This is a genomic window from Curtobacterium sp. MCBA15_009 (assembly GCF_001864895.1).
Taxonomy (GTDB): domain Bacteria; phylum Actinomycetota; class Actinomycetes; order Actinomycetales; family Microbacteriaceae; genus Curtobacterium.
In genome coordinates this window covers 206,812-230,187 of sequence record NZ_MJGO01000012.1, presented here as the reverse complement: position 1 = coordinate 230,187, position 23,376 = coordinate 206,812, and the positions used below count along the sequence as shown (strand labels likewise).

Here is a 23,376-nt window from a genome sequence, read left to right as displayed (position 1 = left end):
GCCGGTCCCGCGGGACGGGCGGGGGCCGTGGAGACGGGGCGTGACGGACGGGAGGCCCGGTACCAGCTGGTACCGGGCCTCCCGTCCGTCGATCGCCCGGGGCGACCCGTGGTCACCCCAGCAGCGCGACCAGGTGCGACCGCGAGCGCGCGCCGACCTTGCGGTAGATCTGCGTGAGCCGCAGCTCCACCGTCCGCTGCGACATGAACAGCGACGACGCGATCTCGCGGTTGCGGTAGCCCTCGGTGACCTTCTGCACGACGGCGCGCTCCTCGGCGGTGAGCGACGTCAGCACGGCCGACGCGTCCGGAGCGCTCCGCGGCGTGCCCGGGGACGACGGCGCGGATGCGAAGCCGGACCGCAGCGACGACACCGGACCGGACTGGGGCAGCACCATCGGCGAGGGCGTCACGAGCGGACGACGCAACCCGGCGGCCTCGTACGCCGCCGCCGCTGCCGCGCCGAGCCGCGGACGCTCGGCGGGGTTGCCGACCGCGGCGAGCGCCGCGAACGTCCGGGCACGCTCGAACTGCGAGTCGTGCGGCTGGAACAGCTCGAGCGCGCGCCGCCTGGCGGTCTCCCGCGTGGCGTCGTCGGCGACGAGCGCCAGGCTCCGTGCGAGCACCAGGGCGCCCCACCGGCCCGGGCGGGCGTGGTGGTCCGCCGCGAGTCGCGCGGTGACCGCTCGGGCGTCGTCGAGGCGTCCGAGCCGCGCGTAGGCCTCGACGAGGTCCCCGAGGTGGCGCAGCAGCGCCGGGTTCCGCAGCGGGCGTCCGATGGCGTCGGCCGCCTCGAGGGCGGTCACCGCCTCGTCGAGCCGGCCGTCGAGCAGCAGGATCCGCCCGCGGAGCGCGTGCAGCTTCGCCGTCGCACCCCACAGCCGGCTCGTGGTGCGGTGTCCGAGGCAGCGCGCCAGGACGTCGAGGGCGTCGGTCGACCGGCCCTCGGCGAAGTGCCGCCACGCGATCGCGATCGCCCGCGACGGCTCGCGCAGTCGCTCGACCACCGGCGACCCGGCTTCCCACACGTCGATCGCGCGGAGTGCCTGGCGGAAGTTCCCGGAGCGGACCTCGTTCTCGGCCGACAGGGACCGCGCGGCCTCGGTCCAGACCGGGGCCACCTCCTGCCCGCGCGACAGCACGAGCGCGAACACCCGTCGGGCGCTGCGGTACCGCTCGCCGATGCTCAGCGCGTGGGCGAGCAGCAGCAGGGCCGGTTCGGACATGGCCAGCAGCTCGGACGTCGCGAGCCCGTCGTGCAGCTCGACGTCCGGCGGCAGGACCCCGTCCACCGCGGCGATGAACTCGCGCACGGAGGTGGCGACCTCGAGCGTGTGCGCCGACGCCGCCGGGGCGAGCGCGTCGGCCCGGGCCAGCAGGTCCTTCGCCTGGTCGAGCTCCCACGCCTCGGCGCGGAAGGAGGCGACCATCGCCAGCAGCCCGGCGACCCCGCCCACCTCGTCGCGGTCACCGCCGCTCACCGGGAACAGGAGCTCGTCGGCGTGCACGGCGTCGCCGCTGAGGTACTGCACGGAGTACTGCAGACGGAGCCGTCGGGTCTCGTGCGCCGTCGTGCGGAACGGCCGGATCGCCGCGAGGTACCGCGCGGCGGAGCCGAGCAGCCGGTTGCCGAGCAGGACCTCGGCGACGCCGAGCAGTGCCACCTGTTCGTCCTCGCCGCCGTCGCCGACGTGCAGGGCGCGCTCGGTGAGGGTGACGGCGGCGTGCAGGTTGCCGTCGACCACGTACGAGCGTGCGGCACGGAGCAGGGCGACGACGTCGGGGACGCCGTCGACGAAGCTCCGGTGCCACGCGGCGGCGCGCGGGTCCACGTCGGTGCTCGCCGTGGCGAGCTCGGTGTGCGCGGCCCGGCGGTCGCGCGCCGGCATGCGCCAGTACAGCGCGGACCGCACGAGCGGGTTCCGCACCGTGACGCTCTGGCCACGGACGGTCACGAGTCCGGCGCCGACCAGGTCGTCGAGCTCGTCGCGGTCCCACGCCGAGGTCTTCGCGACCGGCACGAGGGACAGCTTCGCGAGGACGTCCAGGTCACGTCCGTCGACCGCCCCGAGCGCACGGGCCGCGACGGCGAGCGTCGTCGCGGTGGGGCGCAGCGGCAGCACGACGGGCTCGACGCCCGTGAGCTGGTCGTGGGTGAGCGCCGCGAGTTGTTCGCGGAGCGCACCGGGGTTGCCGCCGGTCTCGTCGGCGAGGACGGCGAGCACGCCGTCGTTCGCGTCGGTGGGGGCCATCGTCCGGGCGAGGGCGAGGGCCTCGTCCGCGGGGAGCGGTTCGACACGGAGCACCGGCAGGGCCGCGAGCGGACCGTCCGACGGCACCGAGCGGACCGTGGCCACGACCCGCAGGGCGGTACCGGCGAGCCGGCCGGCCAGGAAGGCGATGAGCTCCTGGCTCTCGGCGTCCATGCGGTCGAGGTCGTCGATGAGCACGAGCGTCGGGGGCAGGGTGAGGGCGTGCACGGCGTCGAGGAAGTGGTGCGCCGCCGCCAGGCCGGGGGCAGGGGCTGCCGGCACACCGTCCACCTGCAGCAGGTGGGCGATGTGTGCGGTGGCGCGGGGGTCGTCGAGTGCCGTGAACAGGGATGTCACCCCGGCCAGCGGCCAGCGGGATTCACTCCCGTTGACGCCGACCCGGACGACCGGGAGGGAGACGCGGTTCGCGACCGCGTCGAGGACGCTGCTGCGCCCGGAACCAGGATCGCCGACCACGACCATCGCGGACTCCCGGGGGAGTACGGCGAGGGTCGCGATCCGGTCGACCTCGAGACGTCGACCGGTGAGTGCCATGACTCACCGGCCTCCGGGTCCGGAGGCGGAGACGACGCGGGGGCTGCCCGGCGACGCGGCGATCGGGGAGATCGCGGAGACGGTGCGCGGGCGGGAACTGTCGTGGATCGGATGCGGTCGTCGAGTGAGGGTGCACTCGGTTCCGCGTGGGAACGATGATGTCATCGTCTGTATCACCCCTCGGGTTAGGGTCTTCCGGACGAATCGACGGGTCCGGGTCGGCCGCGGATCTAGGGAATCCCCGGGCTTCGTCGAACACGCCGTCAGGATGCACGATAACCCAGGTCCCGCCCGTCCGAGTCATCCGCCAGGACACCCGTCCCCCCGACGTGCCCCCAGTCCGGGGGGTCCCGGGAGCGGCGCGACGGGGGTGCCCGGCCGGGCGTGTCGCGATGTGGGGTACAGACCTGTCCGGTCCCCGTCCCGACCACCGGGGTGTACCACGGATGTGATGTCAACCGCTGACCAGACCGACGCCCGCCTCGACGACCGGACGAAGTGGCGCGCCTTCGCCGTCTGCGTCGCCGTCGCCGCCCTGACGATCCTCGACCTGTCCAAGGTCAACGTCGGCCTGCCGTCGATCGAGCAGTCCCTCGGGGCGTCGAGTTCGTCGCTGCAGCTCATCGTCGCGGGGTACGCGCTCGCCTTCGGGCTCGCCCTCGTGCCGGCCGGTCGGCTCGGCGACCTGAAGAGCCGGCGCCTGCTCTTCATCGTCGGACTCGTCGCGTTCACCGGATCGAGCCTGCTGTGCGCGATCGCCCCGACGATCCAGGTGCTCATCGTCACGCGCATCCTGCAGGGCTTCGCGGCGGGCACCCAGATGCCCCAGGTGATCGGCCTGGTGCAGCAGCTCTTCCGGGGCTCCGAGCGCGGTCGGGCGTTCGGGCTGTTCGGGGCGATGATCGGCATCTCCACCGCCCTCGGCCCGACCATCGGCGGCGGCCTCATCGCCATCGGCGGCGAGGCGTCCGGCTGGCGGCTGCTCTTCTGGATGAACGTGCCGCTCGGCATCGCCGCCCTCGTCTTCGCGATCCGGCTGCTGCCGAAGGGTGCGCAGGGGCAGGCACGCGACCGCGAGCTCGACATCGTCGGCATCCTGCTGCTCGGCGCGGCGATCATCACGCTCATGCTGCCGTTCGTGCTCACCACCGGCGCGGGCGACTCGGGCGTGCGCTGGTTCTGGCTCGTCGGCTTCGCGGTGTTCCTCGGCCTGTTCCTGCTCTGGGAGCGTCGCTACCGGCAGCGGGGGAAGTCGCCGGTGGTCCACTTCGAGCTGTTCCGTCTGTCCTCGTACCGCAACGGGCTGTCGATCGTCGCGGTGTACTTCGCGGCGATCCCGGCGTCGTTCCTCATGGTGACGCTCTTCCTGCAGGAGGGGCTCGGACTCTCGCCGCTGTTCGCCGGCATGGTGAGCATCCCCTTCGCCGCGACGAGCGCCGTCGGCTCGTACGTCGGCGGCCGCATCGTCGACCGGGTCGGCCGGGCGCTCGTCGTGTTCGGGTTGTCGGTGGTCGTCGTCGGCTTCGTGCTGCTCATGCTCGCGGCGACGCTCACCCCGCCGTCGGTCACGCCCTGGGCGATGGCCGGGGCCTTCCTGGTCGGCGGCCTCGGCGGCGGCTTCGTCGTGTCACCGAACCAGACCCTGACCCTCGCCGAGATCCCGGTCGAGCAGTCCGGCGTCGCCGGGTCGATGCAACAACTCGGGCAGCGCGTCGGCACCGCCATCGGCACCGCGGTCGCGACGAGCGTGTTCTACGGCATCGTCCGCGGTGCCGCGTCCGGCTCCGGCGGACGGCTCGACGCGTACCACGACGCGTTCCGGAGCGGGACGACCTTCACGGTGTCCCTCATGGGGCTCGCCCTCGTGCTCGCGGTGGGGGACCTGGTGGTCCGGCGGCGTGCGGCTCGGCGCTCGGAGACCGCGGCCGCCTGACGGCGCTGCGACGTCCGGCGGTCGGACCGCCCACCGTGCGCGGTGGGCGTGCGCCGTTGGCCGTCGGGCGCGGGGTGTGCGTCGTCCGCTCGTCGGTCAGCGGCGGATGAGCTCGACGACCGCGTCGTGCACCAGGCCGTTCGTCGCGAGCGCACTGCCGTGCCACGGCCCGGGGTCGCCGTCGAGCGACGTGAAGCGGCCGCCGGCCTCCTCGACGATGGGCACGAGCGCGGCCATGTCCCACGGCTTGAGGTCGGGCTCGCCCGCGATGTCGAGCACGCCCTCGGCGACGAGCATGTACGACCACATGTCCCCGTACGCCCGGGTGCGCCACACCCGACGGGACAGCGCGACCAGGGTGTCGAGGCGGTCGTCGTCGTCCCACTGCTGGATGCTGTTGTAGCTCAGGCTGGCGTCGGCCAGGTCGGCGACGCCGGACACCCGCAGCGCGCCGTCGAACGAGTGCGCGCCGAGTCCCTCGGCGGCCCACCAGCGCTTGCCGAGCGCCGGGGCGCTCACGACGCCGAGGACCGGGCGGCCGTCGACCGCGAGCGCGATGAGCGTCGCCCACACCGGCACCCCGCGCAGGTAGTTCGCGGTGCCGTCGATCGGGTCGACCACCCACTGGCGGTGTCCCTCGCTGGTGGCCTCGGCCCCGGTGTCGGCGGTGGTCTCCTCGCCGAGGAACGCGTCGTCCGGACGCTCGGCCGCGATGCGCTCGCGGAGCGCCCGCTCGACCGCCTGGTCGGCGTCCGTGACGTGGGTGCTGTCGGCCTTCCTCGACACGTGCAGGTCCGCCGCGCGGAACCGCTCGAGGGCGATGCCGTCGGCGGTGTCGGCGAGGGAACGGGCGAAGTCCAGGTCGGCGCGGAGGTCCACGGGTCGAGCGTAGCGGGCGCGACCGCTCAGGCGGCGACGACCTCTTCCTCCTCGAGCCGGCTGACCTCGCGTTCCCGGGCGATCCGGGCCCGGCGCGCCACGAGGCCGTGCACGAGGACGCAGAGCAGGACGGCCGCGGCGAACCACAGCCCGAGCACGAGCCCGCTCCGGCCGAGCGACGCCCCCGGGAAGTACTGCAGGTCCTGCGCCGCGCGGAGCCACGCGGCGCCGCTCCAGAAGGTGTTGAGGGCCGCGAAGAACCCGGGCTGGAACGCCGGCTGGAAGATCCCGCCCGACGACGTGAAGTTGAGCATCACGAACAGCATCGTCAGCACCGGCGTGGTCCACCGACCGAGCAGGGGATGCAGGCCCACCCCGAGCGCGACGATGACCGCGTCGTAGAGCCAGGCGAACAGGAACACCTGCCACTGGTGCGTCGTGAGCACCCCGTAGACCGGCCCCGCGACGACGACACCGATGCCCGCGACGACGCCCGAGGTGGCGAGGCCGACGACCACGGTCCAGAGCGGACGCAACCGCGTGGCGAAGGCAGCCACCGCGATCGCCGAGGCGTAGCCGCCGACGCTCAGGGCGACGAGCAGGAAGAACAGGCCCTGACCGGTGGTGTCCTGGTCGCCGGTCGGCACGACGTCGACGACGCGGAACGGCACGTGCTGCTCGAACGCGATCGGCAGGAAGACCCTCTGGGCGGCACTCGCGGTCGTCTCCGACGCGGCGGTCGACACGTACAGCGTGGCCGCGGTCGTCGTCGGGGCGTACACCGCCGCGAGTTCGCGGTCCCGCACGAGCCGCTCCGCCTCGCCGGTGCTCCCGACGACGTGGGCGACGAGGGCGCCGTCGGACCCGTCGGTCACGGTCTGCGCGAACACCTGCGTCGCTGCGCCCTGCCCGACGACGCCGACGGGGAGCTCGTGCGGGGTCGGGGCGTGGAACGCGCCGAGGTAGGCCAGCCCCATGCCGGCCGCCAGGAACAGCGGCACGAGGATGTGCGAACCGAACGTCAGCAGCATCCGCCCGAGGCCCGCGGGACGCAGCACGTCGCTCGGGCGCTGCGGCCTCGGGGCGCGCGAGGACTTGTGGGTGGGGGTGTGGTGCGTGTGCGACGTCGTCGTCGGACCGGTGGAGGACGGGGCGTCGACAGCGGGGGTCGGCGCAAAGTTGTACTTTGCAACTTCAGACACGAGGGCCAACTGTACACCGCGGGGTCCGGAGTCCGGCGGCCCCGTGCGGTGAGATCGCACTTGCGCCCGGTACCGCTCGTGCTCAGCGGGCCGAAGTGCGATTTCAGTGCCGGTGCCAAGCCGGTGCCGGTGCCGGTGCCGGGCCGGAGCCGGGCCGATGGTCGACCGGGGTTGGGACCCGGGGCGGGAGCACCCGCACCCGCCCGGTGAGATCGCACTCACGCCCGGTACCGCACGCACGTGACGGGTCGAAGTGCGATCTCGGCGCCGTCGTCCATCGTCGACGACCGCGGTTCGCGGCTGGCGGCCATCGCCCGAGGTCGCGCGACCCGCCGTGGGTCGAGCCCCGAGGTCGCACGGAGTGCCGGCTGCCGGGGCCGAGGGGCGCCCATTTCGCGACCTCTCGACCACGCGACCACGCGCCGCGACCTCGGCCCCGACGAGCCCGCCCCGGCGCCCTACTCCGACCCGGGGTCGGCGGCGCCCATGCCGGTCAGCAGGGCGCGGAACGAGTCGAGCCGCTCGACGCCGGTGGGGCCGAGCTCGCCGTCCTGCACCCGGTCGACGATCTCCCAGTCGTGGGCCTGCGCCAACGGGATGCCGTCGCGCGCGGGCAGCACCGGGACGGCGTGCGACGCGAACGCGCGGAAGACGTTGGCGGGGTCGACGTGGCCGAGGCCGAACGACCGCACACCCGGGGTGTCGATGATCCAGCCGCCGTCGCGCACCTGCAGGGCGATCGACGACGACGAGGTGTGCCTGCCGCGACCGGTGACGGCGTTCACGACGCCGGTCGCCCGCGTCGACCCGGTGATCGCGTTGACGAGGGTCGACTTGCCCACGCCGGAGTGCCCGACGGTGACGGTGACCTTGTCGTCGAGGACCTCGTGCAGCGCCTCGAACGGCACGTCGTCGGAGCGGCTCGTCACGATGCGCAGGGAGAGGCACGCGAAGTGCGCCAGGAATGCGGTCGGGTCGGCGAGGTCGGTCTTCGTGATGCAGAGGACCGGGTCGAGTCCGGCGTCGAACGCCGCGACGAGGTACCGGTCGATGAGCCGGGTGCGCGGCTCGGGGTCGGCGGCGGCCACCACGATGAGCATCTGGTCGGCGTTCGCCACGATGACGCGCTCGACCTCGTCCGAGTCGTCGGCGCTCCGGCGCAGCAGGGTCGTGCGCTCCGCGACCTTCACGATCCGCGCCAGCGAGCCGGGGTCGCCGGAGACGTCGCCGACCAGTGAGACGCGGTCGCCGGTGACGACGGACTTCTTGCCGAGCTCGCGGGCCTTCGTGGCGGTGATGACGCGGTCGTCGACCAGGACGCCGAACCGCCCGCGGTCGACGTTCGTCACCCACCCGACGGGCGCGTCGTCGTACGTCGGCCGGGTCTTCGTGCGGGGCCGGTTGCCCTTCGGGTTCGGGCGCACCCGGACGCTCGACTCGTCGTACTGCCCGTACGGCTCGTCCGCGTCGGAGTCGTCGCCGTCGACGTCGTCCCACCAGCTCACGGTCGGTCCCCGTCCGTCGCGGGAGCCGACGACGCCACCAACGCCGCCCACAGCTCCGGGAACTGGGGCAGCGTCTTCGCGGTCGACCCGATGTCGTCGACGGCGACGCCGTCGACGACGAGGCCCACGATGGCGCCCGCGGTCGCCATCCGGTGGTCGTCGTACGCACCCCAGGCACCGCCGTGGAGCGGCGCCGGCTCGATCCGCAGGCCGTCGTCGAGTTCGTGCACCGTGCCTCCAGACCGGTTGACGTCCGCCGCGAGCGCGGCGAGACGGTCCGTCTCGTGCCCACGCAGGTGGCCGATCCCGGTGACCACGCTCGGTCCGTCCGCCAGCGCGGCCAGCGCGACGAGCGCCGGGGCGAGTTCGCCGCCGCGGCTCAGGTCGAGTTCGAGCCCCGGCAAGGAGGCCCCACCACGGACCCCGACGCCGCCGTCGACGACCAGGTCGTCACCGTCACGGGCCACGCTCGCCCCCCACAGGGGCAGGAGCGTCTCGAGGTCGGCACCGACCTGCGTCGTCTCGGTGGGCCAGGTGCGGATGCGGACCGTGCCGCCCGCGACGAGCGCGGCGGCCGCGAACGGCGCGGCGTTCGACAGGTCGGGTTCGATCGTGGCGTCGCGGGCGGCGATCGGCCCGGGGTGCACGACCCACTCGCCGACCGACGGCTCGTCGACGGTGACGCCGCGGGCACGGAGTGCGGCGACGGTCATCTCGATGTGCGGCAGGCTGGGCAGCCGTTCGCCGACGTGGGTGAGGTGCAGGCCCTCGTCGAAGCGCGGCGCGGAGAGCAGCAGGCCGGACACGAACTGCGAGGACGCCGACGCGTCGATCTCGAGCGCCCCGCCGCGGACCGAGCCGGTGCCGGTCAGGGTGAACGGCATCGCCCCGTCGCCGTCGTCCGTGACGGCGACGCCGAGGTCGGCGAGCGCCCGGATGATCGCGTGCATCGGACGCTTGCGGGCGTACGGGTCGCCGTCGACCGTGACGGGGCCGACCGCCAGGGCGGCGAGCGGCGGGACGAACCGCATCACGGTGCCGGCGAGGCCGCAGTCCAGGCGGACGTCGCCGTGCATCGGGGCCGGCGTGATCCGCAGGTCGGGCCCGTAGGGGTTCGGGGCCGCGCCGTCGACGGGGTCGACCTCGTCGATGCCGACGCCGAGCTGCCGGAGCGCGGCGATCATGAGGGCCGAGTCGCGGGAGTGCAGGGGGAGTCGGATGACCGACGGGCCGTCGGCGAGGGCGGCGAGCACGAGCTCCCGGTTCGTCAGCGACTTCGACCCGGGCAGCGACACGTCGCCGCGCAGGGGCCCACGGGCGAGCGGGGCGATCCAGGGCTGTGCCCCGTGCTGGGAATGCGTCGTGTCTGCCATCGGTTCACCAGGGTACTGAACGCACCGGGAGGATCAGTGGCGACAGCAACACTCGCGCGAGCGCGCACCGGCACGGCCACCGTGCTGACCGCCGTGCCGACGACGCTCGGCCTAGACTTGGCCGCGATGACGACCGACGAACCGCAGGCAGCACCGCACCACCTGGTCGAGGAGACCGAGGTGCAGCTCGACGCCGTGGCCGAGGAACAGGCGGCGGCTGAGCCGGTCGACGCGAAGACCGTGTCCGAGTCGGAGCTCCGGTCCCTGTTCGAGGACCAGGCCCTGCCCTTCATGGACCAGCTCTACGGTGCGGCGATGCGGATGACCCGGAACCCGGCCGACGCGTCCGACCTGGTGCAGGAGACCTTCGTCAAGGCGTTCGCCGCGTTCCGCCAGTTCAAGCAGGGCACGAACCTGAAGGCCTGGCTCTACCGGATCCTGACGAACACGTTCATCAACACGTACCGCAAGAACCAGCGGAACCCGTACCAGGGCACCATCGACGAGCTCGAGGACTGGCAGCTCGGTGGCGCCGAGAGCGTCACCCAGTCGATCTCCGCACGGTCCGCCGAGGCCGACGCGATCGACCACCTGCCGTCGTCCGCCGTGAAGGACGCCCTGCAGTCCATCCCGGAGGACTTCCGGATGGCCGTCTACTTCGCCGATGTCGAGGGGTTCTCCTACCAGGAGATCGCCGACATCATGAAGACCCCCGTGGGGACGGTCATGAGCCGCCTCCACCGTGGTCGCCGGCTCCTGCGGGGGCTCCTGGCGGACCACGCCCGTGAGACCGGCATCGTCCCGGACGCAGCGTCGACGGCGACGATGCGCGGACGAGGCCGCAAGACCGCCGCGGCCGAGGGTCGCGTCGAAGGGAAGGAAGCACGATGAGCGGGTGCGACTGCTCGAAGGCGAAGGCCGAGCTCGAGGAGTTCCTGCACGGGGAGCTCTGCCGCGAGGACGCGGCGGACATCCGTGAGCACATGGACGGCTGCGAGGACTGCACGACCGAGCACCGCGTCGGCGTGGTGCTCATCGAGACCGTCCGTCGCGCCTGCAAGGAGACCGCTCCGGAGCAGCTGCGCGGCGAGGTCCTCGCGCGCATCCGCCAGGAGCAGGCGACGCACTAGCGGCGGCTGGTCGGCGCCGTCGGGTTCAGCGCCCGGCGGCGAACCGCGCGGCGACCTCGTCGGCGGTGAACGCGTGGTCGTGCACCCTGGCGGTGTCGACGTCGCCGTTGTACGCGAAGCCGGCACCCGCCGGCCAGCCGGACAGCGTCTGCCGCCCGACACGCCAGTGCCCGCTGTACTGACGGAGCGTGACAGCATCCGCTCTCGTGCCCTGTTGCACCCCGTCCAGCCAGAGGGTCATCGAACGGGGCTGGAACGCCCCGACGGCGTGGTGCCATTCGCCGTCGGTCACCACGGAGCTCGACAGCAGGGTGAACTTGAACTGCGAGCCCGACTCCTCGACGCCGAAGCGCAGGCGGCCGGCGCCGTCGACGTAGAGGTGGCGGTCGCGGTGGGTCGAGGCGGCAGAACGGTCGGACCCGAACCCGAACACCCTGCCACCGCCCGTGTCGGTCGTGCGGAACCACACCTCGATGGTGAACGCGTTCGGAGCGTCGACGGCGGTGTCGGTGACGGCCCATCCCTCCAGGCCGTCCTGCGTCCGGAAGGACGCGTACGGGTTGGCGACGCAGTCACCGTCCACCCGGGAACCGGATGACGAGGAGAACGCCCCGTCGGCGCCCGACCCGCTCGAGTCGGTCACACGCGGACCGTTCTTCTCGGCGAAGTCCCACGCCAGGACGGCGTTGCCCTCCGGGCGGTGGAAGCACGGGAACGTCTCGGTGCCGAGCGCCGAGGCCGTCGCCGTCGTGCCGCTGAAACCCGCGCCCGCGACGAGTGTCGACACGGCCGTGATCGCGGCGAGGGCGGCGACCGTCGCGACGACGGGAGGCGCGCCGCCGGTCGCGGAGCCTGGCCGACGTGCCGAGCCCGGTTCTCCGGTGATGGGCGAACGGAGGTCTCGGCGCGGGGCCCCGCAGCGTCGACACGGCAGGCCGTCAGCGACGTCGCGATCGAGTCGTGTGGCGGCGAGGAGGAGTGCTGCCACCGCTGTGGTGAGCAGCAGCGGCACGGGTGCGCCGGTCCGGAGCCAGACCCCCGGCAGTCCGACCCACGGGAACCGCAGCACCCCGATGCCGAGCACAGCGTCGGGGTCGACCGGCGTGCGGTCGGCAGCGGGGTTCGCGTCGCCGCGGAGTCGGAGGTCGCCGTCCTGCTCGACCCGCTCGAGGCGGTGGAGTCGGAGGCGGTCGTCGTGGTCGGGGTCGTCGACCAGCAGGACCCTCCCGGGCTCGACGGCGTCCGCCTCGGCGGGCATCGCCGCGACGACGTCCCCGGTGCGGATCCCGGGCGCCATCGAGTCCGAGACCACCGTCGTGACGTGCCAGCCGAGGGCCGCCGGCAGCGACGCCCAGACCGCGAGCAGGAGCACGGACCAGAGCACGGTGCGTGCGGCGACCGCGAGGAGCAGCCGGGGCAGGTCGCCGACGCACCGGACGGGTCGTCGGGTGACGGTGGTCGGCATGGGCTGCTCCTCGTGGTCGTCGGTCGGTCGGTCGGGTGTCGGGCTGGGGACGCGGGAGCGTCAGTCGGTCTGGGCTTCCCAGACGAACGTCGTGCCGGCCTCGGAGGACTGCACGGTGTTCGGGGCGTCCTCCGACAGGTCGTAGCTGAACCGGTAGGTCGTGCTCGTCGTGCCGGTGGCGGGCTTCCACGAGTCGAGCCCGGTACCGAACGCGTCGTGCGCCATGAGCTCGGCGAGCGTGCCGTCGTGGACGGTCGTCGACGCCGTGAAGGTGCTGCAGTCGCCGGCGGTCCCGAGCGAGCCGCGCTCGACCTGCATGCCGAGGTACTGCGCGAGGGCGTCGTCGTCGGCCTGCTCGTCGGCGTACAGCTTGACGGTCGACGCGTTCGTGGTCGCGGCGGTGACGGTGATGCAGTTCGTGCCGGACGAGCCGGGCACCAGGTCGTCGACGTCGAACATCGCCACGCCCTGGTCGTCGTCCGTGAGGGAGACGGCACCGGTCCGCCAGGCGTTGCCGGCGTCGTCGGTGCTGCTCGAGAAGGCGGCGTACGAGGCGGTGGCGATGACCGCGCCGCTCGCGACGACGGCGAGGGGAACGGCGATCCAGGCTGCGGTGCGGCCGTGGCGGGAGGTGATGTGCATGGCTGTCCTGTCGGTCGGAACCACCCCGAGCGGGTGATATGCGAACAGCATATATGAATATCAGTTGATCGGGAAGGTGTCGCAACAGGTCGGTCGGCCCCGGTAGGGTCGCCGACATGACCCTCACCGTCGAGTCGATCACCACGTGGTCCGACACGGACGTCGCCGACGTCGCCGCCCTCGTCCGTCTGCTCGGCCACGAGGTCGACGAGCCGTCCATGCGGGCTCGCCTCGAGCGGCTCACGCCCGAGGCCGGGCACCACACCTGGGTGGTCCGGGACGGCGACGGACGGCCCGTCGCCGTCGCCGGTGCGCAGGTCACCTGGGCCTACGCGAGCGACGAGCCGACGGCGCAGCTGCTCCTGCTGGTGGTCGACGAGTCGGCCAGGAGGACCGGCACCGGTTCCGCGCTCCTCGGCACCTTCGAGACGTGGGCGCTCGAGCAGGGCGCGCGTCGCTTGAGCGCCGTGAGTGCGGCCGCGACCGACAGCGCGCACCGGTTCTACCAGAAGCGCGGCTACCACGACGCCGGGGTGCGGTACACGAAGCTCCGCTGAGCCGTGCGCGACGCGCTCCGCAGTGACCACAGCGCCCCGAACGACCACTGCGCCCCGTCGTGACGGGGCGCAGTGGTCGTTGCGGGTGTGCTCGCGGCGGTGGCTAGCGCAGTGCTCGGCCGATGACGTCGGAGGCCTCCTGGGCGGAGCGCTTCGACGACCCGGTGGCCGGTGCGGCACTGGCCGGACGGGCGGCGACCGACAGCGGCCGGCCGTCCAGGTGCGGCGACAGGTTCATGCACACGAACGGCCACGCGCCCTGGTTCTCCGGCTCCTCCTGCGCCCAGACGACGTCGGCGTCCGGGTAGCCGGCGAGCACCTCGAGGATGCGCTCGAGGGGGAGCGGTGCGAGCTGCTCGAGCCGGACCAGCGCGACGTCGGTGACCCCCCGCTTGTCGACCTCGGCGCGCAGGTCGTGGTGCACCTTGCCGGAGTGCAGCACGACGCGGCGCACGGCGGACCGGTCGATGATGCGGTCGTCGTCGAGGACGGTCTCGAACGTGCCGGTCGTGAAGTCCTGCACGGCGCTCGTCGCCTGGCGCAGCCGGAGCATGGCCTTCGGCGTGAACACCACGAGGGGCTTCTGCGGCCGGGCCCAGGCCTGCCGGCGGAGCAGGTGGAAGTACGACGCCGGCGTCGAGGGCCGGGCGACGATCATGTTGTCCTCGGCGCACAGCTGCAGGTAGCGCTCGATGCGTGCCGACGAGTGGTCCGGCCCCTGGCCCTCGTAGCCGTGCGGGAGCAGGAGCACCAGGCCGGAGCGCTGCCCCCACTTCTGCTCGGCGGACGAGATGAACTCGTCGATGACGGTCTGGGCGCCGTTCGCGAAGTCGCCGAACTGCGCCTCCCACATGACCAGCGCCTCGGGCCGCTCGACCGAGTAGCCGTACTCGAACGCCATCGCCGCGTACTCGCTGAGCAGCGAGTCGTAGACGTAGAAGCGGGCCTGGTCCTCGGTGAGGTTCGACAGCGGCAGCCACTCCTGGCCGTTCGACCGGTCGTGGAACACCGACTGCCGCTGGACGAAGGTGCCGCGTCGGGCGTCCTGCCCGGCGAGCCGGACGGGCTTGCCCTCGACCAGGAGCGAGCCGATCGCCGTCAGCTCCGCCATCGCCCAGTCGATGCCGCCGTTGCGCGTCATCTCGGTGCGCTTGGCGAGCAGCTGCTGCAGCTTCGGGTGGATGGAGAAGCCCGCCGGCGGGTTGCTGTGCGCGTCGCCGACGGCACGGACCAGGTCCTCGGAGACCGCGGTCTCGTGCACCTCGACCTCGGAGTCGTCCCGCTGGGCGGCGGGACGCTCGAGACCCTGCACGGCACCGTCGTCATCGACCTCGATGACCGGGATCGTGCCGGTCTGCGCCTCGTGGGTCTCCGCGAAGGCACGCTCCAGGCGGTCCTGGAAGTCGCGGTGCGCCTCGTCGTACTCCTCTTGCGTGATGTCGCCGCGGCCGACGAGGGCCTCGGTGTACAGCGTGCGGACGGAGCGCTTCGCCTCGATGAGGTTGTACATGAGCGGCTGGGTCATCGAGGGGTCGTCGCCCTCGTTGTGCCCGCGGCGCCGGTAGCAGATGAGGTCGATCACGACGTCGCGGTGGAACTGCTCGCGGTAGGCGAAGGCGAGTTCGGCGACGCGGGCGACGGCCTCGGGGTCGTCGCCGTTCACGTGGAAGATCGGCGCCTGGATCGTCTTGGCGACGTCCGTGGAGTACACCGACGTCCGGGCCGACTCCGGGGGCGTCGTGAAGCCGACCTGGTTGTTGATGACCAGGTGGACGGTGCCGCCGGTGCGGTACCCGCGCAGCTGCGACATCTGCAGCGTCTCGACCACGACACCCTGACCGGCCATGGCCGCGTCGCCGTGCACCAGGACCGGCAGCACCCCGAAGGTGCCGGGGGCCTCGCGGTCCTGCTTCGCGCGGACGATGCCCTCGAGCACGCCGTCGACGGCCTCGAGGTGGGACGGGTTCGCAGCGATCGTCACCGGGATGGCGCTGCCGTCGCTCGCGCGGAACACGCCCTCGGTGCCCACGTGGTACTTGACGTCGCCCGAGCCCTGCCCGGACACGGAGCCCGGCAGCGACGACCCCTCGAACTCGCGGAAGATCTGGCCGTAGGTCTTGCCGGCGATGTTCGTCAGGACGTTGAGGCGGCCGCGGTGCGCCATGCCGATCGCGACCTCGTCGAGCCCGGTCGCGGCGGCGTGCTGGATGAGCGTGTCGAGGAACGCGATCGTCGACTCGCCGCCCTCGAGCGAGAATCGCTTCTGGCCGACGTACTTCGTCTGCAGGAAGGTCTCGAAGGCCTCGGCCTCGTTGAGCTTGCCGAGGACGCGGAGCTGCTCGTCCTTCGACGGCTTCGAGTACGGCACCTCGATGTGCTCCTGCACCCAGCGCCGCTGTTCCGGGTCCTGGATGTGCATGTACTCGATGCCGACGGTGCGGCAGTAGGCGTCGCGCAGGATCCCGAGCACGTCGCGGAGCGGCGCTGAGGTGGTGCCGGCCAGGCCGCCCGTGACGAACTCGCGGTCGAGGTCCCAGAAGGTCAGCCCGTGGCTCTCGATCTCGAGGTCGGGGTGCGTGCGCTGGCGGTACTCGAGCGGGTCGATGTCGGCCATGAGGTGCCCGCGCACCCGGAAGCTGTTGATGAGCTCCTGGACGCGTGCCGTCTTGTTCACGCGGTGCGCGAGGTCGACGTTGATGTCGTTCGCCCACTGGATCGGCTTGTACGGGATCCGGAGCGCCGCGAAGATGCCCTCGTAGAAGCCGTGCTCGCCGATGAGCCGCTCGTGGACGTGCTTGAGGTACTCGCCCGACCCGGCGCCCTGGATGACCCGGTGGTCGTAGGTGCTCGTCAGGGTGATGGTCTTGCCGATGCCGAGCTCGACGAGCGTCTTCGCCGCCGACCCCTGGAACTGCGCGGGGTACTCGAGCGCGCCGGCGCCGATGATCGAGCCCTGGCCCTTCGTCAGGCGGGGGACCGAGTGCACCGTGCCGATGCCGCCCGGGTTCGTGAGCGAGATCGTCGTGCCCTGGAAGTCGGCCGGGGTGAGCTTGTTGTCACGGGCGCGCTTGACGAGGTCCTCGTAGGCGGAGAGGAACTGCCCGAAGGTCAGGGTCTCGGCGCGCTTGATGCTCGGCACCAGGAGCGAGCGGGTGCCGTCCTTCTTCGGGACGTCGATCGCGATGCCGAGGTTGACGTGCGCCGGGGTGACGACGAACGGCTTGCCGTCGCGCTCCTCGTAGAACACGTTCTGGCTCGGGAAGTCCTTGAGCGCCTGCACCATCGCCCACCCGATCAGGTGCGTGAACGAGATCTTGCCGCCGCGGGCCCGTCGCAGGTGGTTGTTGACGACGATCCGGTTGTCGATCATCAGCTTCGCCGGGATCGTCCGGACGCTCGTCGCGACCGGCACCGACAGCGAGGCGTCCATGTTCGAGGCCAGGGTCTTCGCCATGCCGCGGAGCGGGGTCGCCACGTCCTCGTGGGTCTCGTCGTGGTCGTCGGCGGCGTCGTTCGCCTCGGCCGGGATCGGCGGCGGCGTCGGCTGGCGCGACGTCGTCTTGGCCTGGATCGGGCCGCCCTGCTGCTGCGGCACGCTCGACTGCGGCGCTGCCGGCTGCTCGGCGGGGGCGGCCGGCTGCTGCGGGGCGGGCGGGGCGTCACCGGTCTGCGTGCGGTGGTAGCTCTCGAGGACCGGCCACCAGGACTTGTCGACCGACTCCTTGTCCGCGACGAACTGCTCGTAGAGCTCGTCGACGAGCCACTCGTTCGCCCCGAATTCGCCCGCGGTCTCGTCCGTTCCCGTCAGATGGCTCGACACAGCCGATCGCCCACTCTCCGTCGATAGATGCTCGTGTGTGTCGTGCGGAGCAACCCTGCCCCGCACAGGTGCCAAGCCTAGCCGCTCGGACATGTCCGTTCCGTGTCAGGCGCGGCGCGGGTCGGCCCCGGTCCGGGGTCCGCGGGGAGCCGTACAGTGGCGTGCATGAGGTTCTACGAGACCCGGCCGACGCACGACCTGACCTACTCCGACGTCTTCCTCGTCCCCAGCCGTTCCGGGGTGACGAGCCGGTTCGACGTCGACCTCTCGGCGGGTGACGGCAGCGGTGCCACCATCCCGATCGTCAGCGCCAACATGAACTCGGTCACCGGCCCGCGCCTCGCGGCGACCCTCGCCCGCCGCGGTGGCCTCGGGGTGCTCCCGCAGGACATGCACCTGCAGGACCTCGACGCCGCGATCCGCTGGGTGAAGGACCAGCCGGTCGCGTTCGACACCGCCTACGACATGGGCGCGTCGACCACCGTCGCCGAGGCCCTCGAGCAGCTCCTGCCCGTCGCCGGCCGCGGTGTCGTCGTCCGCGACGCCGACGGCGAGTACCTCGGCTGCGTCCCCGCCGGTCGGCTCGGCGACGCCGGCCCCGACGCGACGCTCGGCGACCTGCTGCACGGCGCCTCGACGGCGATCGACGCCGACGACGCCGGGACGCCCCGTCACGTGTACGACGTGCTGAGCGCCGCCGGCGTCGACTTCGCACCGGTGGTCCGGCACGGCAGGGTCGTCGGCACGGTCAGTCAGACGAGCGCGATCCGCTCCGACATCTACACGCCGGCGGTCGACGCCTCCGGACGTCTCCGCGTCGCCGCCGCGATCGGCATCAACGGCGACGTCGCCGCGAAGGCCCAGGCCCTCGCCGCCGCCGGCGTCGACGTCCTCGTGCTCGACACCGCGCACGGCCACCAGGAGGGCATGCTCCGCGCCCTGCGCACCGTCGCCGGACTCGGGCTGGGGATCCCGCTCGTGGCGGGCAACGTGGTCACCGCCGACGCGGTCGCGCACCTGGTCGACGCCGGTGCCGACATCGTCAAGGTCGGCGTCGGACCGGGTGCGATGTGCACCACCCGCATGATGACCGCGGTCGGACGCCCCCAGTTCTCCGCCGTGCTCGAGACCGCCGCGGCCGCCCGGTCGCTCGGCGCGCACGTCTGGGCCGACGGCGGGGTGCGGTACCCGCGCGACGTCGCACTCGCGCTCGCGGCCGGTGCGTCCGCCGTGATGATCGGCTCGTGGTTCGCCGGCACCCTCGAGGCGCCGGGCGTGCTCCGCCGCGACGCCGCGGGCAAGGCGTACAAGGAGAGCTGGGGCATGGCCTCGGCGAAGGCCGTCCGTGAGCGCTTCGAGCGGCTCGACCCCTACGAGCGGGCCCGCAAGGCGCTCTTCGCCGAGGGGATCTCGTCCTCGACGATCTACCTCGACCCGGAGCGTCCGAGCGTCGAGGACCTGCTCGACATGATCACGACCGGCGTCCGCAGCTCGGCCACCTACGCCGGGGCGTCCTCGATGGCCGAGTTCGCCGAGCGCGCGCTGGTGGGCATCCAGTCCGCCGCCGGCTACGAAGAGGGCAAGCCGCTCCCCGTCAGCTGGTAGGAGCTCCCGCTGCCCCTCCCGCGGGAGCGACAGATCCCTGCGGAACGTTCGCAGGGATCTGTCGCTTTCGCGGGGGTGAACGCGGCCGTGCGACGGACGGGAGGCACGGTGCCAGCTGGCTCCGTGCCTCCCGTCCGTTCTCCGGTCGCGTCTACCGGCGTCGGGTCGCGTCCTCGACCTCGCCGACGAGTTCCTCGAGGATGTCCTCGAGGAAGAGCACGCCCGTCGTGCGGCCGTCCGCGTCGAAGGCGCGCGCCACGTGGCGGCCGGCCGCCCGCATGGTCGCGAGCGCGTCCTCCAGGTCCATCTCGGTGTAGAGCGAGATGAGCTGGCGGATGCGCTTCGGCGGCACCGGGTCGTCGAACTCGTCCGGGCGCAGGTCGATGACGTCCTTCACGTGCACGTAGCCGGTGGGGGAGCCGTCGTCACCGACGAGCACGTAGCGCGAGAACCCGCGCTGCGCCACCGCACGCTCGACGTCGCCGGGGGTGGCGTCCTCGGGCAGGGTGACGAGCTCGGCCATCGGCACGGCGACGTCCTTGACCTTCTTCTCGGTGAACTCGAACGCCAGGGCGAGCTTGCCGTCGTCGGTCAGCGTGCCCTCGCGGCGGGACTGCTCGACGATGGTCTGGACCTCCTCCACCGTGTAGGCGCTGACGGCCTCGTCCTTCGGCTCGACCCGGAACACGCGGAGCACGGCGTTCGCGACCTCGTTCAGGCCGACGATGACCCAGTGCAGGCCGTGACCGATGTACCAGAGCGTCGGCACGAGCAGCAGTGCGGCGCGGTCCGGCATCGAGAACGAGATGTTCTTCGGGACCATCTCGCCGAACACCACGTGCAGGAACGACACGAGCAGCAGCGTGAACACGAAGGCCACGGTGCCGATCACCTCGACGCTCCAGCCGGTCAGGTGCAGCGGCACCTCGAGCAGGTGGTGGATCGCCGGCTCGGAGACGTTCAGGATGAGCAGCGAGCAGACCGTGATGCCGAGCTGGGTGGTGGCGAGCATGCGGGTCGCGTGCTCCATCGCCCACAGGGTCATCTGCGCGGCCTTCGAGCCCTCTTCGGCCCGGGGCTCGATCTGCGAACGGCGCGCGGAGATGACGGCGAACTCGGCCGCGACGAAGTAGGCGTTGCCCAGCAACAGGACGACGAGCCAGAAGATGCCCCACCAGTCGGAGCTCATCGGGTGCTGCCCTTCGTCGTGGCCTTCGCCGGCGTGGTCTTCGGGGTGCTGCGGGTGGACGGGATGATGATCGCCGTCGCTCCGGTGTCCTGGGACGGGGGCGTCGGGGTCCAGCGGATGCGGTCGATCCGTCGGCCGTCGAGCCGTTCGACGCGGAACACGCCGCCGTCGAGCGGGACCTCGTCGCCGACGACGGGCAGCCGGCCGAGCGTCGACATCACGAAGCCGCCGACCGTCTCGTAGGGGCCGTCCTCGGGGACCTTCACGCCGGCGCGGTCCTCGAGCTCGTCGGGACGGAGCAGCCCGGGGAAGGTCAGCCAGTCACGGGAGCGCACGACGTCGATCCGGGCGCGGTCGTGCTCGTCCGAGACCTCGCCGACGATCTCCTCGATGAGGTCCTCGAGCGTGACGACCCCGGCGGTGCCGCCGTACTCGTCGACGACGATGACCATCTGGTAGCCGCGGCCGCGGACCTCGGCGAGCAGGGTGTCGCCGGGCATCGTCTCGGGCACACGCTCGGCGTCGGTCATGAGCGCGCCGACGGGGACCTCCGGGCGCTTCTCGCGCGGGACCGCCACGGCCTGCTTGACGTGCACGATGCCGACGACGTCGTCAGCGTCCTCCTCGATGACGGGGAAGCGGCTGAAGCCGGTCTTGCGGGCCAGTGCGATGACGTCCTCGGCGGACTCGGACACCCGGATGGTCGAGAGCCGGGGGCGCGGGGTCATCACGTCGCTGGCGCTCAGCTCGGAGAACGAGATCGTGCGTTCGAGCAGCGTCGCGGTGTCCTGTTCGAGGGAGCCCTCGGACGCCGACCGGCGCAGCAGCGACGTGAGCTCCTCGGCGCTGCGGGCACCGGACAGCTCTTCCTGCGGCTCGATGCCCATCGACCGGAGCACGGCGTTCGCGGTGCCGTTGAGCAGCGCGACCGCCGGCTTGAAGACCGTCGTGAACGCGATCTGCAGCGGCACGACGAGCTTCGCGGTCTGCAGTGGCAGCGCGAGCGCGAAGTTCTTCGGCACGAGCTCGCCGAGGATCATCGACAGCAGGGTCGCGATGACGAGCGCCACGATCGAGCCGACGGTCTCGACGACGCCCTGCGGCAGGTCCATCGCGAGGAACGGGGCCTCGAGCAGTTTCGCGATCGAGGGCTCGAGCAGGTACCCGGTCAGCAGCGTGGTGAGCGTGATGCCGAGCTGCGCGCTCGACAGGTGCGTCGAGGTGACCTTCAGCGCACCGATGACCGGCGACAGACCGGACTCACCGCGGTCGCGACGTGCCTCGACCTCGGCGCGGTCGAGGTTGACGAGCGCGAACTCGGACGCGACGAACACACCGGTGCCGAGCGTCAGCAGGATGCCGCCGATCAGCATGACGACGTCGATCGGACTCATGATTCACCTCCCGCCGGGCGCGAGGCAGTGCAGCTCACCGAGTGAGCGACGGATGAGTGAGGCGAAGAACTGTTCGGGGGATCGTCCACAGTGCTGCTCATCGTACTGCCTGCTCCGTCGCCCGGCCGAGAGTCCGTACAGGAACCGGGCTCAGGCCGTCACCCGGGCGCGGTGGTACTGCTGCGGCTCGTAGTCCACCGACACCCCGAGCTCGACGGCGGCGCGCAGGGCGAAGCCGGGGTCGCGGAGCATCTCGCGCCCGATCATCACGACGTCGGCCTGGCCGGTCGCGACGATCTGCTCGGCCTGGAAGGCCTCGGAGATCATGCCCACGGCGATGGTGCCGATGCCGGCGTCGCGCTTGACGGCGGCGGCGTGCGGGACCTGGTAGCCGGGGCCGACCGGGATCGGCGCGCTCGCGACGTTGCCACCGGTCGAGACGTCGGCCAGGTCGGCGCCGTGCTCGGCGGCCCAGCGGGCGACCTGCGTGGTCTCGTCGAGCGTCAGCCCGCCGTCGACCCAGTCGGTCGCCGAGAAGCGGACGACGATCGGGAAGCCTGCGCCGACCTCGGCGCGGACGGCGTCGACGACCTCGAGGAGCGCGCGGGCGCGGTTCTCGAGCGAGCCGCCGTACGAGTCGGTGCGGTGGTTGCTCAGCGGCGACAGGAACTGGTGCAGCAGGTAGCCGTGCGCCGCGTGCAGCTCGACCAGGTCGAACCCGGCCTCGACGGCGCGGCGGGCGGCCTGCGCGAACGCGAGCCCGACGACGCGGATGTCCTCGGTCGCGAGCTCGCGCGGCACGTCGTAGCCGTCGAACGCCTCGGCCGACGGCGCGACGGTGCTCCAGCCGCCCCGGTCGGCGGGGACGGTGCCGCGCTCGGAGTCCCACGGGCGGAAGGTCGACGCCTTGCGGCCGGCGTGCGCGAGCTGGATGCCCGCCGCCGCGCCCTGCTCGTGCAGGAAGTCGACGATCGGCCTGAAGGCGTCACGCTGCTGGTCGTTCCAGAGGCCGAGGTCCTGTGGGGTGATCCGTCCCTCCGGCACGACGCCCGTGGCCTCGACGACGACCGCGCCGGCCCCGCCCTTCGCGAACCCGCCCAGGTGCACGAGGTGCCACGGCGTCGGGACGCCGTCCTGCGCGTCGACCGAGTACTGGCACATCGGCGAGACCCAGATGCGGTTGCGGACGGTCAGGTCGCGGATGGTGATCGGTTCGAACAGGGCGTGCGTCACGCGGGACTCCTCAGATGACGGGCGCCGGCTGCTCGGCCAGTTCCGTCAGGAACGACCGCAGTGACGCCGACGACGTGTAGTGGTGGCCGACCGCCCCGATCGCTTCCGCGCCGGCGGCGTTCTCGGCCCTGTTGTCCACGAACACCATCTGCGCGGGTTCGATTCCCAGTCGCGCGCAGGTGTCGCGGTAGATGGATGCGTCGGGCTTCAGGACGTGCTCCTCGGCGCTCACCACGACGGTCTCGAACAACGAGCCCATCGGCGACCGGCGGTACGGGTCGCCGAAGTCGAAGCCCGCGTTCGAGAGCAGTGCCAGGCGGGTGCCGGCGTCGTGCAGCTCCTCGACGACCTCGAGGGTCGCCGGCTCGACCTCGAACCACCCGGTGAAGTCGACCGCCCAGAACCGGTGGATCTCGGAGATGCTCCAGGACCGTCCGGTCCGTTCGGCGATGGCACGCCAGTACGCCACGACGGACAGGTCGCCGCGGTCCAGGTCGTGCCGGAGCTCCTGGTACACGGGGAACAGCTCGTCGGCCGGCACGCCGGTCAGCTCGACGAGGGCGTCGCGCGAGGCGTGCGGCGTCCGGCTGATCACCTCGCCGTAGTCGAAGACCACCACGCGACCGGGCAGGAACAGGCTCAT

The 23,376-nt window shown here is 72.4% G+C and carries 17 protein-coding genes; 5 read left to right on the top strand and 12 right to left on the bottom strand.

Annotation, left to right across the window (positions count from 1 at the left end; translation table 11 throughout):
* Window positions 1-112: 112 nt before the first annotated feature.
* Complete coding sequence (locus BIU97_RS04970) at window positions 113-2,806, bottom strand: helix-turn-helix transcriptional regulator (protein WP_071297178.1); 2,694 nt, start codon at window positions 2,804-2,806, stop codon at window positions 113-115.
* A gap of 451 nt (window positions 2,807-3,257) precedes the next feature.
* On the opposite strand from BIU97_RS04970, the gene BIU97_RS04965 reads away from it, so the two are divergent.
* Window positions 3,258-4,739 carry an MFS transporter gene (locus tag BIU97_RS04965; RefSeq protein WP_071297177.1) on the top strand — a complete coding sequence of 494 codons (1,482 nt, stop codon included), beginning with the start codon at window positions 3,258-3,260 and terminating at the stop codon, window positions 4,737-4,739.
* Window positions 4,740-4,835: 96 nt separating this feature from the next.
* On the opposite strand, the gene BIU97_RS04960 is transcribed toward BIU97_RS04965, so the two are convergent.
* The 4 genes from BIU97_RS04960 to aroA form a co-directional block, all read right to left on the bottom strand.
* A complete protein-coding gene (locus BIU97_RS04960; RefSeq protein WP_083420821.1) occupies window positions 4,836-5,618 on the bottom strand; it encodes an inositol monophosphatase family protein in 783 nt (260 codons plus the stop codon).
* Between the two features lie 26 nt (window positions 5,619-5,644).
* Window positions 5,645-6,820 (bottom strand): hypothetical protein, encoded by a 1,176-nt coding sequence (locus BIU97_RS04955; RefSeq protein ID WP_139195900.1) that lies wholly within the window; start codon window positions 6,818-6,820, stop codon window positions 5,645-5,647.
* Window positions 6,821-7,278: 458 nt separating this feature from the next.
* Window positions 7,279-8,325, bottom strand: coding sequence for a ribosome small subunit-dependent GTPase A (rsgA, locus tag BIU97_RS04950; protein ID WP_071253903.1), 1,047 nt, complete (start codon window positions 8,323-8,325; stop codon window positions 7,279-7,281).
* Complete coding sequence (gene aroA, locus BIU97_RS04945; protein ID WP_071297175.1) at window positions 8,322-9,698, bottom strand: 3-phosphoshikimate 1-carboxyvinyltransferase; 1,377 nt, start codon at window positions 9,696-9,698, stop codon at window positions 8,322-8,324. Before aroA ends, rsgA begins: the two co-directional genes overlap by 4 nt.
* 126 nt (window positions 9,699-9,824) lie before the next feature.
* Here aroA and BIU97_RS04940 point away from each other — a divergent pair, with 126 nt between their 5' ends.
* Window positions 9,825-10,589: a sigma-70 family RNA polymerase sigma factor gene (locus BIU97_RS04940; RefSeq protein WP_139195899.1), complete on the top strand. Its 765-nt coding sequence runs from the start codon at window positions 9,825-9,827 to the stop codon at window positions 10,587-10,589.
* Entirely contained in the window at window positions 10,586-10,828 is a 243-nt protein-coding gene (locus BIU97_RS04935; protein ID WP_071253739.1) for a zf-HC2 domain-containing protein, read from the top strand. Before BIU97_RS04940 ends, BIU97_RS04935 begins: the two co-directional genes overlap by 4 nt.
* A gap of 25 nt (window positions 10,829-10,853) precedes the next feature.
* Here the strand turns inward: BIU97_RS04935 and BIU97_RS04930 are convergent, their stop codons facing one another.
* Window positions 10,854-12,293, bottom strand: coding sequence for a LamG-like jellyroll fold domain-containing protein (locus BIU97_RS04930; RefSeq protein ID WP_071297174.1), 1,440 nt, complete (start codon window positions 12,291-12,293; stop codon window positions 10,854-10,856).
* Window positions 12,294-12,353: 60 nt separating this feature from the next.
* Window positions 12,354-12,935, bottom strand: coding sequence for a hypothetical protein (locus tag BIU97_RS04925; protein ID WP_071297173.1), 582 nt, complete (start codon window positions 12,933-12,935; stop codon window positions 12,354-12,356).
* 116 nt (window positions 12,936-13,051) lie between these two features.
* Between BIU97_RS04925 and BIU97_RS04920 the strand changes: the two genes are divergently transcribed.
* Window positions 13,052-13,492, top strand: a complete 441-nt coding sequence (locus BIU97_RS04920) for a GNAT family N-acetyltransferase (protein ID WP_071297172.1) — start codon at window positions 13,052-13,054, stop codon at window positions 13,490-13,492.
* A 103-nt stretch (window positions 13,493-13,595) separates the two neighbouring features.
* On the opposite strand, the gene BIU97_RS04915 is transcribed toward BIU97_RS04920, so the two are convergent.
* Window positions 13,596-17,312, bottom strand: a complete 3,717-nt coding sequence (locus BIU97_RS04915; RefSeq protein WP_175472409.1) for a multifunctional oxoglutarate decarboxylase/oxoglutarate dehydrogenase thiamine pyrophosphate-binding subunit/dihydrolipoyllysine-residue succinyltransferase subunit — start codon at window positions 17,310-17,312, stop codon at window positions 13,596-13,598.
* Between the two features lie 165 nt (window positions 17,313-17,477).
* Between BIU97_RS04915 and BIU97_RS04910 the strand changes: the two genes are divergently transcribed.
* The gene (locus BIU97_RS04910; RefSeq protein WP_071256153.1) at window positions 17,478-18,917 is read left to right on the top strand and encodes a GuaB1 family IMP dehydrogenase-related protein; all 1,440 of its coding nucleotides are present in this window, start codon (window positions 17,478-17,480) and stop codon (window positions 18,915-18,917) included.
* 151 nt (window positions 18,918-19,068) lie between these two features.
* Here BIU97_RS04910 and BIU97_RS04905 read toward each other — a convergent pair whose 3' ends face one another.
* The 4 genes from BIU97_RS04905 to BIU97_RS04890 all read right to left on the bottom strand — a co-directional run bounded on the left by BIU97_RS04905 (window position 19,069) and on the right by BIU97_RS04890 (window position 23,376).
* Entirely contained in the window at window positions 19,069-20,106 is a 1,038-nt protein-coding gene (locus BIU97_RS04905; RefSeq protein WP_071256150.1) for a hemolysin family protein, read from the bottom strand.
* Window positions 20,103-21,500, bottom strand: coding sequence for a hemolysin family protein (locus tag BIU97_RS04900; RefSeq protein ID WP_071297171.1), 1,398 nt, complete (start codon window positions 21,498-21,500; stop codon window positions 20,103-20,105). The genes BIU97_RS04905 and BIU97_RS04900 overlap by 4 nt, the downstream gene beginning before the upstream one ends.
* A gap of 150 nt (window positions 21,501-21,650) precedes the next feature.
* A complete protein-coding gene (locus tag BIU97_RS04895; protein WP_071297170.1) occupies window positions 21,651-22,733 on the bottom strand; it encodes an NADH:flavin oxidoreductase/NADH oxidase in 1,083 nt (360 codons plus the stop codon).
* Window positions 22,734-22,743: 10 nt separating this feature from the next.
* Window positions 22,744-23,376: an HAD family hydrolase gene (locus BIU97_RS04890; protein ID WP_071297169.1), complete on the bottom strand. Its 633-nt coding sequence runs from the start codon at window positions 23,374-23,376 to the stop codon at window positions 22,744-22,746.

Coding starts and splice junctions, on each gene's coding strand:
- BIU97_RS04925 (WP_071297173.1), bottom strand. CDS start 12,935: ATGCACATCACCTCCCGCCACGGCCGCACCGCAGCCTGGATCGCCGTT.
- BIU97_RS04970 (WP_071297178.1), bottom strand. CDS start 2,806: ATGGCACTCACCGGTCGACGTCTCGAGGTCGACCGGATCGCGACCCTC.
- BIU97_RS04900 (WP_071297171.1), bottom strand. CDS start 21,500: ATGAGTCCGATCGACGTCGTCATGCTGATCGGCGGCATCCTGCTGACG.
- BIU97_RS04920 (WP_071297172.1), top strand. CDS start 13,052: ATGACCCTCACCGTCGAGTCGATCACCACGTGGTCCGACACGGACGTC.
- BIU97_RS04935 (WP_071253739.1), top strand. CDS start 10,586: ATGAGCGGGTGCGACTGCTCGAAGGCGAAGGCCGAGCTCGAGGAGTTC.
- BIU97_RS04910 (WP_071256153.1), top strand. CDS start 17,478: ATGAGGTTCTACGAGACCCGGCCGACGCACGACCTGACCTACTCCGAC.
- BIU97_RS04930 (WP_071297174.1), bottom strand. CDS start 12,293: ATGCCGACCACCGTCACCCGACGACCCGTCCGGTGCGTCGGCGACCTG.
- BIU97_RS04890 (WP_071297169.1), bottom strand. CDS start 23,376: ATGAGCCTGTTCCTGCCCGGTCGCGTGGTGGTCTTCGACTACGGCGAG.
- aroA (WP_071297175.1), bottom strand. CDS start 9,698: ATGGCAGACACGACGCATTCCCAGCACGGGGCACAGCCCTGGATCGCC.
- BIU97_RS04965 (WP_071297177.1), top strand. CDS start 3,258: ATGTCAACCGCTGACCAGACCGACGCCCGCCTCGACGACCGGACGAAG.
- BIU97_RS04940 (WP_139195899.1), top strand. CDS start 9,825: ATGACGACCGACGAACCGCAGGCAGCACCGCACCACCTGGTCGAGGAG.
- BIU97_RS04905 (WP_071256150.1), bottom strand. CDS start 20,106: ATGAGCTCCGACTGGTGGGGCATCTTCTGGCTCGTCGTCCTGTTGCTG.